Origin of the sequence: Aliiglaciecola sp. NS0011-25, from assembly GCF_040370605.1 — a bacterium.
In the GTDB taxonomy this organism is placed as follows: domain Bacteria; phylum Pseudomonadota; class Gammaproteobacteria; order Enterobacterales; family Alteromonadaceae; genus Aliiglaciecola; species Aliiglaciecola lipolytica_A.
Genome location: NZ_BAABWR010000012.1, coordinates 39005 through 53837, shown reverse-complemented (window position 1 = coordinate 53837; position 14833 = coordinate 39005). Strand labels below are relative to the sequence as shown.

Sequence of the window (14833 nt, the reverse complement as noted above, 5' to 3'; positions counted from 1 at the left end):
TCCGCTTTTATTTAATGATTAGTTTTTAAGCTGTCGATTAATTGCTTTTTTTAAGGCTTGCCACTGTTGTTTTATTCGTGTTCTATTACTCGATTTTTGAGCATTGGTGTTTTGCTGGTAATGATGGCGCATATAAATATGCGTCACATTGCTAAAAGGTTGGTGTAGTGAATTGGGAAGCTTGTTTTTTACATTATTGGCAAAGTCTAGTGGCCCTTGGGATTTTGCCCGGTAGATTTTAAGCTTGTTCAAGAGCTTTTCTGATTTTTGATAGTACAGGGTAATATGATCAGGTTTTTTGCGATGTAACGATGGCAGAAAGAAAAATGCCAATAAAAGCACGATCAAGCCGATCACACTGAGTCCAAATAGGGCTAACTTTTTTGGGGTCAACTCGCCAATTAATGATTTAATTAAGTCTTTTTGGGAGTTTTTATCGAAACCTAACACCCACTTGGTCCATACGAAATCAATATCTTTTAGTAAAAGCCTAAACTCATTTAACCAAGCTATTGCGCTATAGCGACTAAGTGAGAAGGGGGAGTCAATCAATTCTGCTGCTTCTTCTATTGCTGATCTTAACCCATACTCTACTCTATCAGGAGCTACCACTGCAGTTGGATCATAGCGCTGCCACCCCAAATCTGAATGCCATGCCTCAATCCATGCATGGGCATCATATTGATACACACTCATGTAATTTTGCTCACGCATTTCGCCGCCTTGATAACCTGTCACTAAGCGAGTTGGAATCCCTGCAAGTCGCAGAATATACGCCATAGCAGAAGCATAGTGGGAACAAAACCCTTGCTGTTGTGCAAATAGAAACGTATCTACAGTATCTATTTGCATTAACGGAGGCTGTAAGGTGTATTCAAAAGGTTGCTCAGCAAAATATGCCAATACTTGGCGTATGAATTCCTGATCATCGGGATATTGCGATCGCAGGTTATTAACCCAAATTTGAGTTTTGGGATTTCCTGTGTCCGGCAGTTGCAAATTAATCCGCCTGTCTACACTATAGATAGCTTGGTTAAGAGGTGTCTCGGGATACGATCGCAATGTATATTGAAAGTTACTTACCAGCGGCGTGTGACTTGTTAATTGATATTCGTGGCTTTGCCAAATCTGGTTTGCACTCTTGGGACCTTCTGGAACGCCAACATCAATACTATATAACCAGTTTTGATGGGTTGGCTCAGCAATAACCTCATAGCTATAGAATTTTCCAGTAAGTGTGGGAGTGAATTCTTTATTAAACCGTTTGTACTGGCGCTGAATCGCTTTTCGTTCTGCAGATACTCGCCAAGTTTTACCGTCGAACTCTTCCATAACCAGAGCCCGCCAATAGCGTTCTTGAGGGACAGGGATGGCGCCTTTGAATGTTACTCTAAATGCTAATTCTGCACTTTGAGACAACTGCGCAATATCTCCAGGAGTGACCTGTTCTGCTAATCCGGTTTGATGCGATTTGGCCGTGGGCATTTGCCACAATGGGCCTATTTTGGGCAGTACAATAAACAATAAGGCGGTGATAGGTAAAGCCTGCCCTGCCATAATCGCGATTCTTTTTAAATTAGCGTCAAAGCCGACGCTAGGACTGATATTGCAGGCTAGAGAAAGCAAAAGCAGCAATGTTAGGAACAAATAAAAAATGCTAAAACCTATGCTATTTTGGAATATAAAACCGCAACCAATCAGGAAGCCACAGCAGGTTATTAATTGATAATAATCTTTCATACTGCGTAACTGCATTAACTTTAATGAGCAGGCTAAAACTAACAGGTTTATCATGCCTAGAAGTACCCCTAGCTGGAAACTAAAATAGGCCAGTACAATTGCACTTAACAGTGCTAAGAGGTTGAGTGTACGTACAGATGGAGCATGCTTGTGTAACTCTAAGTACAGTGCGCTGCGCATCACAACAGCGCACACCACTAAAATGAGAATCCAGCCCATTACTGGCTCAAGTAAACTCAAACTAATACACAGAAATACCATAGTCAGTATGATATGAGCATGATTTTTAGCAGAAGAGTTCATCATTTAACGCCTTCCAAATAAGGCGTGTGCAAAGCAAGCGCCTTTAAACAGGCATATTGATGTTCTATTCCACTACTAGGCGTAATTTTAAGGTTACCCAAGTCCAAACCAAATACACCATTGTTCCTAGTTAATTCAATAACTTGAAAGCTCAACTCGCTGAGTTTGTGTTCTAAATCATGGGAATTTAGCGACGCCAAGATTAACCAGCCTGTTGCACCTGATTGATTGGAAAACTGTTTGGAGATCATGCCTTGGCCTTTGGCGACTTGTTTCCAGGCCACATGATAAAGGGGCTCACCTTGTTTGTATGGCGCTAGGCTATCAAAATCATCGTGACCTTTGAGCGACGAATCTGCTTGGTTGAGGTGCACTGAGTCTTGTTTATCAATTAGGCGAACTTTGCTAGCCAAAGGTTTGGGGTAAACCACAATATCAGATGAAAAAGCTAGGTGAGTCCAACAACTGATTAATCCCAAAGGAAAAGTACTGGTTAGTGTGACTCGGGGTAATTTCAATCTACCTCTTTGTGGGCAATCCAAAGGAAGGTAAATAGGATTCGAAAAATTGTCCAAGTCCACATTAATATTATTTTTCACCTTCCAAAAATTCAGTTTAAGGATTCCGTGGGAAACTTGTTTATTATTGTTAAACCAGATTGGTATTTGTAGCTTTTCCCCTGCAAATCCATGTTGAATTTTACCCAATTGAATTTCCAACTTGGCAAAATTTAGATATGCGATAAATAAATTCAGAAGGAATAATGAGACTAAAAAATAACATAACATTATCATTAAGTTATTTTGATAATTGGTTCCTAAAATAAATAAACCCACACATAACAGGATAAACAATCCTCCGAAACGCGATGGAAAAATGAAAATACTACGGTAGTTCAATTTATAGTTATTGGCTTCAGGAATGCGCCTATCTAACCATCTCTGTGCAGTTGATTGACAACCAAACATATTAGGCTGCCAACGGGTCAATGGCTTCTAGTAGCCGATCACTCAAACTCGTTTGCCCATTAAAGTCGGACAAAGCTGCGCGCATTCGATGTTCTGCTACCGACGGTAACACCGCTTGGGTATCTTCAGGTATGACGTAATCTCTGCCGTGCAAAAACGCCCAGGCTTTGGACGCTTGCATCAGTGCCTTACTTGCTCGTGGGGACAAGGGATTAGGGAAACCTTCGTTTTCACGGCTATGGGTTACTAATTTTAGAATGTAATCCAATATGGCATCAGATACATTTACCTTATTTATTTGCTCTTGCATTTGTGTAAATTCGGTAACAGTTAAGCAGGCTTGTTGGGGTTTTTTAGTCCCGAAATCTTGCTCCAAAAGCATTTTCTTTTCAGCTTGCCAATCTGGATAACCTAATTGAATACGCATTAAAAAACGATCCAATTGAGATTCAGGTAAAGGGTAGGTCCCTGATTGATGCATTGGATTTTGTGTCCCAATAACAAAAAATGGGGTAGGTAAAGCTCGTGTTTCACCGTCTAGACTAACTTGTTTTTCTTCCATGGCTTCTAACAAAGCGCTTTGGGTCTTGGGACTAGCGCGATTAATCTCATCAGCTAAAATCAATTGATTGAAAATCGGTCCTGGATGAAATTGAAAGGATTGTTTGGTGCTATCAAAAATGTTTAAACCCAGCATATCCGCAGGCAATAAATCAGAAGTAAATTGAATGCGGGAAAAATCCAACCCCAATACTGCCGCAAGTGCATGGGATAGGGTAGTTTTGCCCATTCCGGGTAAATCTTCTATCAACAAATGACCATTAGCCAATAAACAGGTAAACGCTAATTTAATCTGTTGGTGCTTGCCAATGACTTGTTCTGAAACCTGACTTATCGCATTTTGCAATTGTGGGTGCATAGTTGGCAATACCTTGTTTTTTATTTTAGTATTTGAAAAGAAACAGTTACTCTATTTAATTCTAGACCATGCTGAGAGTCGTGTAACTGTCAGGGTTAATACTCACGTATAGATCTTATTCACTTTTTTATGTCAGGGTGTCAAGAAGCCAACTTAATCACAATAAACGGCAGGAAAGTCAGCCAATTAGAACAGAGAAGTGAATTTTTTACTGAAATAAAAATGTCATTAGTCTTATAATAGTGGCACTTTTAAATAGCAGTTATTAGAAATATGAAAACGATTACTATCGACGACGAATTATATGGATTTATTGCCTCTCAAACGAAGCATATCGGTGAAAGTGCTTCAGATATCTTGCGCCGAATTTTGATAGATGAATTAGGCTTAAAAGCAGGGGAAAGTCCTAGAGTTGATGTATCCAAGCCAGCAGAAGTAAATAAAGAAGTCAAAGATATAAATAAAATTAAAAAAGTTCGTGACGTGCAAGCAAAAGAGCAAAAAAACACTGATGAGGTGGTTGATGCAACGTCGTTGTTCGATTTATTGAACCAAGAGACTTTTGATCAACCCATGAGCAAGGTAGAACGTTTTTTAAAGATGTTGGGCGCTTTACATCAAACCCATCCGGATCGTTTTAATGCGGTTTTGGAAATCAAAGGTAAAGGTCGACTCTATTTTGCGACTGACAAAAATGTATTATTAAAAACGGGCAGCAGTACTAACCCAAAACAAATACCCGGTTCAGAGTATTGGGTAGTCACAAATAACAATACAGAGAAAAAATGTACTATGCTAACCAATACCGCTGCTATCTTAGGGTATTCTAAAAGTAATGTAGAACGCTTAGGTAAAATATTTAAAGCCTAAACTCACTCAAACTCACTACTAGGATTATTATGGCAATTCATCCACAGGCAGGACAGCCGGCAGCTCCAGAACAACTAGTCAATGTAGCGCGCTTAGTCAGCGCTTATTATTCCAATAAACCGAATCTAGACGATCCTACACAAGCTGTGGCGTTTGGGACTTCTGGTCATCGTGGTAGTGCTTTTTTAAATACGTTTACGGATGTCCACATTGCGGCTATATGCCAAGCATTGGCGGAATATAGAAGTATTCAAAATACTAGTGGTCCTATGTACATTGGTATGGACACCCATGCTTTATCAGAGCCTGCTTTTATTACTGCAGTGGAAGTTTTAGCCGCAAATCAGGTCAACATGATAGTGCAAGAAAAGCGAGGCTATACTCCTACACCGGTCGTTTCTCACGCTATTCTTAACTACAATCGCGGTAAGCAATCCGGCTTGGCAGATGGGGTGGTGATTACACCTTCGCACAATCCTCCCGAGGATGGTGGATTTAAATATAATCCCACTCACGGTGGTCCCGCGGACGGGGATGCCACAAATTGGATCCAAGATAGAGCGAATCGCATTATTGCCGCAGGATGCAAAGAAATTAAGCGCATGGACTTTGATGCAGCAATGAAATCAGGGTTTGTTCAAGAGGTTGATTTATCCGCACAATATATTAGCGAACTTGATCAAGTCGTTGATCTCAAAACAATATCTGAAGCTGGTTTAAGTCTTGGAACAGATCCTTTGGGTGGAGCTGGTTTAGGCTATTGGGACATCATCGCCGACCGTTACAATCTAAATATCAAAGTGGTTAATAACAAAGTTGATCAACAATTTGGATTTATGCACCGCGATAAAGATGGCAAAATTCGTATGGATTGTTCATCGCCTTACGCCATGGCTGGACTCATTGAGCTCCGTCAAGATTTTGATGTCGCCTTTGGTAATGATCCTGATTTCGACCGTCACGGAATAGTCACTAAGACCGCAGGTTTGATGAACCCTAATCATTACCTTGCTGTAGCCATCAATTACCTATACCAGCATCGCAGCGACTGGCCTAGCAATTTGAAAATTGGTAAAACCCTTGTTTCCAGCAGCATGATTGACCGTGTCGCTAAATCTCTGGGACGTGAATTAGCGGAAATGCCAGTTGGTTTTAAGTGGTTTGTACAAGGTATGTTAAACAGCGAATTCGGTTTTGCTGGAGAGGAAAGTGCTGGTGGAATTTTCCTACGCAGGAATGGTCAGCCTTGGGCTACAGATAAAGACGGCATTATTTTATGTTTATTAGCGGCTGAGATCATGGCGGTTACCGGCATCGATCCAGGCGAACATTATCAGAAACTGACAGAACAGTTTGGCTCGCCAAGTTATAAACGTATTGATGTTGCAGCCAGTCATGAACAAAAACAAGTATTGAGTAAGATGGATAAGTCGGTAATTACCTCTACAGAATTAGCGGGTGAGAAAATTAACAATATCCAAACTCATGCGCCAGGTAACAATGCCGCTATTGGTGGCGTGAAAGTGAGTACCGAAAATGGTTGGTTTGCTGCACGTCCGTCTGGTACAGAAAACGTTTACAAGATCTATGCAGAGAGTTTTAATGGCGAAACACACTTAGATAGTCTTTTAAATGAAGCTCAAAACCTAGTGGATGGTGTGTTTAAATCCAAAAATGTTTAATTAATGTTTGTTTTCGGTTCTATTTTAGTTAAACAACTCGTGTTTTGTAGAATATTTACGAAAATAGTCTAAAAATTAACATTTATTTAATAGAATTGATTAGGAATTCCTGCTAAAACTACGTTCATACTGAAAACTGTAATTTTATTACAGTTTCGAATTGAATAGAAAGTCGCAAAAGTGGGAATTCCTGTCATGCCAAAAGTTAATCTTAAAAGTAAGGCTCTAAGTGAGCCTGCAAAATTAGACAAGAGTGATATCAAAGAAGCAATTGTTCGTCACCTTCATTGTTCTTTAGGTACAGACGAAAATAAAGCCAACAACCACGCTTGGTGGAAAGCGGCATGTGCAGCCGTGCAAGAACAAGTCCTTGAGCGTTTACGCCGCACCCAGAAATCCCACTACCTAAACGATACCCGAGCCGTTCACTATTTTTCCGCTGAGTTTTTAATGGGCCGTTTAATGTCCAATAACCTGCATAATTTGGGTTTATTTGAAGTGACACAACAAGCCTTGCAAGAGTTGGGGGTCAGTCTTACCGATGTGATGGAAGAAGAACCAGACATGGCACTAGGTAACGGTGGGTTGGGACGTTTAGCTGCTTGTTTTATCGATTCATTAGCGACAATGGACTTGCCCGCAGTAGGTTACGGAATCCATTACGAAAATGGTTTATTCCGTCAAGAAATTAAAAATGGTGCGCAAATAGAACGTCCCGATAGTTGGCGTGACTACGGTAATCCTTGGGAAATATGCCGTCCTGAATCAATTCAAGAAGTACCACTATTTGGTTATGTGGAAACCAAATATGGTGAAAACGGTCGCATATTAAAAGAATGGCATCCTGGTTCTATTGTCAAAGGTATTCCATGGGATATTCCAGTCGTCGGTTTTGGCGGTAAAACGGTAAACGTCCTGCGTTTGTGGCAAAGCCAAGCGTCAAATTATTTCAATTGGGATGTTTTCAATGCGGGTGGTTATGTTGATGCCCAATCAGAAAATGTGCAAGCTGAAACCATTTCTAAAGTACTATATCCAAATGACGAAACCGAAGCGGGTAAAGAACTTCGTCTAATTCAGCAATACTTTTTCTGCGCTTGTTCACTAAAAGACATTATACGACGCTACAAACGTGCCCATGGTGATGATTGGAGCCGTTTCTCGCAACAGGTCGTGATTCAACTGAATGATACCCATCCAGCTATCGCTATCCCTGAATTGATGCGTATCTTGGTTGACCGAGCAGAACTCGATTGGGATGACGCTTGGGCGATTTGTCATAAAACCTTTGCTTATACTAATCATACCTTGCTGCCAGAGGCATTAGAAAAGTGGCCGGCCAGAATGATTGAAAAAATACTGCCTCGTCATTTAGAAATTATTTACGAAATTAACTCCCGCTTTTTAGCTGAAGTAGAAAAAAAATGGCCTGGCGATAATAAAATTAAGCAAAAGCTGTCAATTATTGAAGAAGGCAACAATAAAATGGTACGCATGGGCAATCTATCCGTGATTGGCTCATTTGCTGTTAATGGTGTGGCTGAAATCCATTCCAAGTTAGTTAAACAGAATCTTTTTCCAGAATTTGACCAAATGTGGCCAGATAAACTCACCAATGTAACTAATGGCATAACACCTCGTCGTTGGCTAAAAGCATGTAACCCAGAACTGTCAGCATTAATTGATAAGAAGATTGGTACTGATTGGCCGTTAAACTTAGAAAAATTAAAAGACTTAGAAAAATTTGCAACTGAGGCAAAGTTTCAAAAAGACTTTATGAAAATTAAGCTTAACAATAAAATCGCACTTGCCAGTGAGGTGAAAAAATTAACTGGGATCGACATTGATCCTAAGGCCATATTTGATGTGCAGATTAAACGTTTACATGAATATAAGCGCCAGCATCTAAACTTGCTGCATATTATGGCTCTGTATCGCAGATTATTAGAAAACCCAGCCTATGACATGCAGCCTAGAGTCTTTCTTTTTGGAGCGAAAGCTGCGCCAGGTTATAAATTAGCCAAAGACATTATTTACGCGATTAATATGGTTGCAGAACGAATTAATAATGACGAGCGGGTAAACAAAAAATTAAAAGTGGTGTTTTTACCCAACTATCGAGTCAGCTTGGCTGAAAAAATGATCCCTGCTGCTGATGTTTCCGAGCAAATTTCGACAGCCGGAAAAGAAGCATCGGGTACCGGAAATATGAAGCTATCGCTAAATGGTGCTTTGACTATAGGTACGATGGATGGTGCCAATATAGAGATTGCTGAGGAAGTGGGCGACGAAAACATCTTCATTTTTGGGTTAACGGTTGAGGAAGTCGATAAATTACACGCCAAAGGGTATAACCCATATGATTACTACTACCAAAATGCGGAACTCAAGGCCATTTTAGATTGGTTAGAAACCGACTATTTCACGCCTGGAAAGCCTGGTGCTTTATCCTCATTGAAGCATAGTCTGCTTGATGGTGGTGATCCATATTTAGTGTTAGCAGATTTCGAGGCATATTCGCAAGCTCAAAATAAAGTGGATATAGCCTATCGAGACAGTAAAGATTGGGCTCGCATGGCAATTTTAAATTGTGCCAGAATGGGTAAATTTACTTCCGACCGCTCGGTTCAAGATTACGTAGATCGAATCTGGAAGTTAGATGCATGTGAAGTAGAGCAATCATTTTGAACCTAATAGACTTAGATAGTTGCTGCTAACCTAGCACTCATATGGTTACAGTTTAGATTTCAAAACCGCTGATATGTTATTAAAAGGCTCAATTTTTCAATTGAGCCTTTTCTTTTGCCCTCAGATACGTATAGAATCTTAGTAATTGCCTAGCAGTGCGCCTAAATAAGAAAAATTAGAATGGGTCAAGCTCACCAAACGTTAGCAACTATCCCGAATCGATATGCATTTTTAGATCGCATAGATGAAGCGGTTAAACTCGATAACAAATTATCCTTAATGTTAATCGATGTCGTACGCTTTTCAGACGTTAGTAGTTCCCTTGGTTATCAAGTCGGCGTCATCATTTTGTTGGCGATAGCTAACCGCATCAAATATTTATTTGGACGAGAAGTCCTATTCGGCAGAATGAGTGGTGATATTTTTGGTATTGTCATTCCAGGACGTCATGGAGACAGACAACTTCGTTACCACTTCAATCATTTAGTCGAACACTTTAAAACGCCTATTAACATTGATGGGCACGCCTTTATCGCTGACTTCAATGTTGGTGCTGTAGCCAATGAAGCGGATAATCAAGATACCATTAAATTACTGGCTGCCGCAGAGTCTGCGTTAAAACAGGCTAAAGAAAATAAATATGAGAATTTACATATTCTTAGTATGAGCCAAAGAATGCATAGTGGTCGTTCTTTAGCGTTAAAAGCCGATTTGAAACGCGCTTTTCAAAATGATGAATTAGAAATTTATTTCCAACCTAAAGTGAATTTACAAACCCTAAAGATTACTGGTGCTGAGTGTTTATTACGATGGAATCACCCGTTAGACGGCGTGTTGTTTCCCGGTGCATTAATCGAAGCTGCTGAATCTTATAATATGATGAACGAATTGGGTAACTGGACGTTGGAAAAAGCATTTCAAAGTGCGGTCTTCTTTAAACAGCAGGGCATAGATATTGTTCTGTCGGTAAATATGTCGCCCACTCAACTTTACGACTTCAAATTCATTCCTAAATTACGGGAACTGCAGAAACTTTATGACATTGATTTGAACTGTTTAGAACTTGAGTTAACAGAAGATGTGGCGCTGTCTAATTCGTTAATGGTTAAACGTCAGTTATCTGAAGCTCGAACTTTGGGAATGAAAGTATCGGTGGATGACTTTGGTAAAGGTTATTCGAATTTAGCCTACATTCGCGATCTGTCTATTGATGCGATAAAAATAGATAAAACATTTGTTATGAGCTTGGAAGACAATCCGGTGAATTTGGCGATTATTCAAGCTGCCCAAGTGATTGGTCGGGCACTGAAATGTGACATAGTGGCAGAAGGAATTGAAAGTGTAGAACAAATGCAAATGTTGCGAGAGATTGGCATTGAATGTGGGCAAGGATTTCTTTTTTCTAAGGCCATTAAGCGTGACGATTTTGTGCAGCTGTTTTACACAGATTTGATTGTTGGAACGTCAAAGACATTTTTGTCTAGACCTGCTTAAGCACGGCTTATGCTGCCAGTTAAATGACAACTTGCTATACTTTCATGATTTTAACAGTTAAGAGGTTCTATGTTAGTTGATAAACTTACCGTATCAGGCCAATTTTTGGCGCTTTCCAGATTCGATCCTCAATTATTTAAGCATCCCGTTGAATTCATTTTAGCCAATGGCGTAAAAGTCAATATTAGCAGTCCTGGAATCATTCAGTTTACCCCATCAGGCACTTCAAAAAAGGACATAGTTTTATCCTGTGGTGTGCATGGCAACGAAACGGCTCCGATTGAAATATGCGACGATTTAGTTGCACAAATCCTACGTTTAGAACTAACTCCACAACATCGGCTTTTGGTGATTTTTGCTAACTTACCTTCAATGGATATCGAGAAACGTTTTGTCGTTGAAAATTTAAATCGCCTGTTCAGTGGTGCTCACGCAACGTCCAGTGGCGAGAATAATCAGGAGCGTCAACGAGCCAAAGAACTTGAGCAAGCGGTGGCGAATTTCTATACCCTAGGTAGTGCCTCGTCTGAGCGCTTACATTACGATTTACATACAGCCATTCGTGCTTCTAAAAACGACAAATTTGCGGTTTATCCCTTTTTACACGGAAAACAACATAGCCTTGAACAACTGGCTTTTTTGTATGCTTGTGGCGTCAATACATTTTTGCTTTCTGAAAGTCCTACAACAACTTTTAGTTATTACTCTTCCCACCAATTTGGTGCTCATGCGTTTACTGTTGAGTTGGGTAAAGTGCATCGTTTTGGCGAAAATGACATGTCGAAATTTGCTGCAGTGAGAGAAACCTTGACCGCTCTGATCGTCAATAAAGAATTAAATATACCTGCATTTCCACCTCAAAAAACCTATATTTATCGGGTTAATCAGGTGATAAACAAGCAGCAACCAGATTTTAAATTACACTTCGATAACGATACCCCCAATTTTACTGACTTTAAAAAGGGACATTTGTTAGCCTCTGAGACGGGTGCCGAATATCGCTGTGAGTTTGATAATGAAGCCATTGTTTTTCCGAATGAAAATGTGGCAATTGGACAACGGGCACTGCTAACAGTAGTCGCAACAAAATTATAAGGAGAAAGCATGCACAATGCTGATTTCCAACTCGATCCGCAATTGGCCAAAGATTGCTTTGAAGTATGCAATTTACCTCTGAGTAAAATCTTATTGTTAAACGACTATCAATACCCCTGGTTTATACAGGTGCCCCGCGTGAATAAAGTCACCGAGATAATTGATTTGAACGAAGCGCAGCAGAGTCAGTTATGGTACGAGTCAAAAATTCTTAGTGAATCAATTAAACACTTGTTTCAACCATACAAATTGAATATCGCAGCCCTTGGTAATATGGTTTCCCAATTGCATATTCATCATATTGCTCGATTTCAACATGATGTCGCATGGCCCAAACCTGTGTGGGGTGTGGCTGCTGCCAAACATTATGAACTGAGTGATTCAAACAGTTTGATTGAAAAAATGTCTACATTATTGGGAGATAAAATATGTTAGTAACGACGACAAACAATTTAGATGGCAAAAAGATTGAGCACTACTACGGTGTTGTAGTGGGAGAAGCCATTATGGGAGCGAACATACTCAAAGATATTTTTGCTTCGATACGAGACATTGTAGGCGGGCGTTCTGGTTCGTACGAACAAGAGTTAACCAAAGCCCGCAAAATTGCATTTACGGAATTAACCGAAGAAGCCAGGATGATGGGCGCGAATGCCGTTATTGCCGTTGATATTGATTATGAAGTGATTGGCCAAAATGGAAGCATGTTGATGGTTAGTATCTGTGGTACTGCGGTCAAGTATGTGGATTAAACCTTACTAAATTATTGTCGCTTCCACCATTTGTTGCTGACTTCCATGACGCCATTGTGCTTCAACAAATTACGCGCGATAAGGCAGTCTTGTTGATTTAAAAATTGTCCCAACTCAATGCTGATATTTTCATCGGTTAAGATCATGTGTGGTCGGTCAAATGAGCTTTCAGCTTCGATGACCGACAAGTGTGTTTTATGCCGTTCAAACTGCCAATTGAAAATGGGATATTGAATTCCACATTCAATTATTAGGGTTTTTGGGTTGATGGTAATGATTTGCTTGCTGTAACAATGGCGGTTCACTTTATGCATTAAAAAGGCAAGTAAAGCGACTTCAAATCCGGCAAAAGGTAAAATTAGCCACATCCCTAACAGTGCCCAAATCGACGCGATTAGCAGTACACATAGGGCCATAATAAATACAATCATTTTGGCTTCAGCCCAAGTAGCAGAACGATTTGGGCTCAGCGTAATCGTTGTGATATTGTTTTGCGTAAAATGCTTAACCATAATAATTTGAAACGCGATACACTGAGTCGCCAAACACCTTTAAGATACTGCTATGTTGCACGTCATAACTGCCAATCAAATCCGATGTTTCCTTTTTGTAACCTGGTTTGGTGTATTGCTTTTCCAAGCAGAACCACTGTTGTTAATAACAGAGTATAGCGCTTTTGCAATTTTAGGTGTGGTGGGCGCTATTTTTGCCAACGCAACAGGCGCTGGTGGTGGTGTAATATTTGTCCCATTTTTTAATCAATTGGGATTCGATTCCAATTCTACAGTGGCAACCAGTTTTGCCATTCAATGTTGTGGGATGACAGCTGGCGCCATAACTTGGTGGGCATTTTATCGCAAACAGCATATTGATGATAAGCATTGGCACGAGATCAGCAAAATACTCAAGCTAACAGTACCTTTTTCTGTATTGGGCATTTGGCTTGCACAACTATTTCAAGCTGCCCGAGGTGGAATAGGCGAAGCTGAGCAATTACATGCAGGTTTTGGCGTATTCTCTATTGGTTTGGCGATCGCGTTATTTGCGAGTATTCCTTTGCTTAAAAAGCAGTCCTTTTCCTCTGACTTAGCACGGTTTGATTGTTATGCCTTGACGATAATCGCATTTATCGGTGGCATCATAACAGCCTACTTATCAATTGGAGTGGGGGAGTTAGTCGCCATTTATTTAATCATTCGTAAATTCAGTATCACTTTTTCCATCGCTTTAGCCGTTATTCTAAGTGCTTTTTCAGTGTGGAGCGCCATCATCTATCATGGCTTTTTTAGCGTTGACGTTTACTGGCCTGTGGTTTTATTTGCTGGAGCTGGTGCGATTATCGGTGGTATCTTGGCTAAGCAAGTGGTGTTATATTTTTCAGCAACAAATTTAAAAATCTTTTTTGCCAGTTGGGTGTTATTTCTTGGCTTCAGCGCATTACCCTACTGATGCTCGATTCTGGCAACTAGATTTTTCTAACAAAAGCGCGGTATGCAAGAATCTATTCAATACAATATAGTGAGTTATAAGAATTCAGCGACCTATAAAGCCGACTGGATTGCGTGTGAGCAACCCTTGGAAATTTGGTTGAAATTTTATAAAACGCCGAACCAAACCGAAAAGCTTTATTTGCATTCCACCATGCGTACTCCTGGTGATGACATCCATTTGGTTAAAGGCTGGTTGCTTTCTATTGATTTGGTTTCCCTTAACGATATATTCAGTATTGAACATACTGGCACAGACAGATTAAAAGAAAATCATAGCAATCGGATCCTGATTACTCTGAAACCGGGTGTATCTGTTGAATTATCGAAATATAAGGCGAACCCATTGTCCGTTTCTAGTTGTGGTGTCTGCGGACAACAGAATATCGACAAACTGCTAGAAAATTTGTCTCCTATCGATGAACAAAATAGGGTTTCATTAGCGGCAAAGTCGATATGTGATTTACCGAATAATCTGAGATTACAACAACCGGTTTTTTTTAGGACTGGCGGTGTTCACGCAGCAGCGCTGCTGGATCACAAGGGTGATCTTGTAGGAACCAGTGAAGATATTGGTAGGCACAATGCGCTGGATAAGTTAATTGGTAAACATTTAGCCCTTTTACCTGGCCAATATGCGGTGCTATTGAGCGGTAGGGTGAGTTTCGAAATGGTGCAAAAATCAGCTAGAGCTGGTATTAGTATGATTATTGCGGTTGGCGCACCGACCAGTTTGGCCGTAGATTTATGTAAAGAATTGGATATTGCACTGATTGGATTTATCAAAGCGACGCAATTTAATCTGTATCATGGAGAAAGGCAGTTAATTTAAACA

Annotated in this window: 13 protein-coding genes; 9 read left to right on the top strand and 4 right to left on the bottom strand. The window is 40.2% G+C overall.

Annotated elements, in window-relative coordinates; genetic code table 11:
* Nucleotides 1–18: 18 nt before the first annotated feature.
* The 3 genes from ABWV72_RS11875 to ABWV72_RS11865 form a co-directional block, all read right to left on the bottom strand.
* Nucleotides 19–2046, bottom strand: coding sequence for a transglutaminase TgpA family protein (locus tag ABWV72_RS11875; protein ID WP_353370720.1), 2028 nt, complete (start codon nucleotides 2044–2046; stop codon nucleotides 19–21).
* Nucleotides 2043–2750: a DUF58 domain-containing protein gene (locus tag ABWV72_RS11870; protein ID WP_353370718.1), complete on the bottom strand. Its 708-nt coding sequence runs from the start codon at nucleotides 2748–2750 to the stop codon at nucleotides 2043–2045. Before ABWV72_RS11870 ends, ABWV72_RS11875 begins: the two co-directional genes overlap by 4 nt.
* Nucleotides 2751–3012: 262 nt before the next feature.
* Nucleotides 3013–3930, bottom strand: coding sequence for an AAA family ATPase (locus tag ABWV72_RS11865; protein WP_342807474.1), 918 nt, complete (start codon nucleotides 3928–3930; stop codon nucleotides 3013–3015).
* Between the two features lie 273 nt (nucleotides 3931–4203).
* Here ABWV72_RS11865 and seqA point away from each other — a divergent pair, with 273 nt between their 5' ends.
* The 7 genes from seqA (at nucleotide 4204) to ABWV72_RS11830 (ending at nucleotide 12511) form a co-directional block, all read left to right on the top strand.
* Entirely contained in the window at nucleotides 4204–4800 is a 597-nt protein-coding gene (seqA, locus tag ABWV72_RS11860) for a replication initiation negative regulator SeqA (protein ID WP_216050294.1), read from the top strand.
* A gap of 29 nt (nucleotides 4801–4829) precedes the next feature.
* The gene (gene pgm / locus ABWV72_RS11855) at nucleotides 4830–6482 is read left to right on the top strand and encodes a phosphoglucomutase (alpha-D-glucose-1,6-bisphosphate-dependent) (RefSeq protein ID WP_216050295.1); all 1653 of its coding nucleotides are present in this window, start codon (nucleotides 4830–4832) and stop codon (nucleotides 6480–6482) included.
* Nucleotides 6483–6677: 195 nt separating this feature from the next.
* Entirely contained in the window at nucleotides 6678–9170 is a 2493-nt protein-coding gene (locus tag ABWV72_RS11850; RefSeq protein ID WP_353370715.1) for a glycogen/starch/alpha-glucan phosphorylase, read from the top strand.
* 180 nt (nucleotides 9171–9350) lie between these two features.
* On the top strand, nucleotides 9351–10664 hold the full coding sequence (locus ABWV72_RS11845) for a putative bifunctional diguanylate cyclase/phosphodiesterase (RefSeq protein ID WP_353370713.1): 1314 nt from the start codon (nucleotides 9351–9353) through the stop codon (nucleotides 10662–10664).
* A gap of 69 nt (nucleotides 10665–10733) precedes the next feature.
* Nucleotides 10734–11759, top strand: coding sequence for a succinylglutamate desuccinylase (gene astE / locus ABWV72_RS11840; protein WP_353370711.1), 1026 nt, complete (start codon nucleotides 10734–10736; stop codon nucleotides 11757–11759).
* A 9-nt stretch (nucleotides 11760–11768) separates the two neighbouring features.
* On the top strand, nucleotides 11769–12194 hold the full coding sequence (locus ABWV72_RS11835; protein WP_216050299.1) for an HIT domain-containing protein: 426 nt from the start codon (nucleotides 11769–11771) through the stop codon (nucleotides 12192–12194).
* The gene (locus ABWV72_RS11830; protein WP_216050300.1) at nucleotides 12188–12511 is read left to right on the top strand and encodes a heavy metal-binding domain-containing protein; all 324 of its coding nucleotides are present in this window, start codon (nucleotides 12188–12190) and stop codon (nucleotides 12509–12511) included. Before ABWV72_RS11835 ends, ABWV72_RS11830 begins: the two co-directional genes overlap by 7 nt.
* Nucleotides 12512–12522: 11 nt before the next feature.
* Here the strand turns inward: ABWV72_RS11830 and ABWV72_RS11825 are convergent, their stop codons facing one another.
* Nucleotides 12523–13023 carry a DUF2244 domain-containing protein gene (locus ABWV72_RS11825; protein WP_303500202.1) on the bottom strand — a complete coding sequence of 167 codons (501 nt, stop codon included), beginning with the start codon at nucleotides 13021–13023 and terminating at the stop codon, nucleotides 12523–12525.
* A 52-nt stretch (nucleotides 13024–13075) separates the two neighbouring features.
* On the opposite strand from ABWV72_RS11825, the gene ABWV72_RS11820 reads away from it, so the two are divergent.
* Nucleotides 13076–13960: a sulfite exporter TauE/SafE family protein gene (locus ABWV72_RS11820; protein ID WP_342807478.1), complete on the top strand. Its 885-nt coding sequence runs from the start codon at nucleotides 13076–13078 to the stop codon at nucleotides 13958–13960.
* 42 nt (nucleotides 13961–14002) lie between these two features.
* A complete protein-coding gene (gene fdhD / locus ABWV72_RS11815; RefSeq protein ID WP_353370708.1) occupies nucleotides 14003–14830 on the top strand; it encodes a formate dehydrogenase accessory sulfurtransferase FdhD in 828 nt (275 codons plus the stop codon).
* Nucleotides 14831–14833 lie beyond the last annotated feature (3 nt).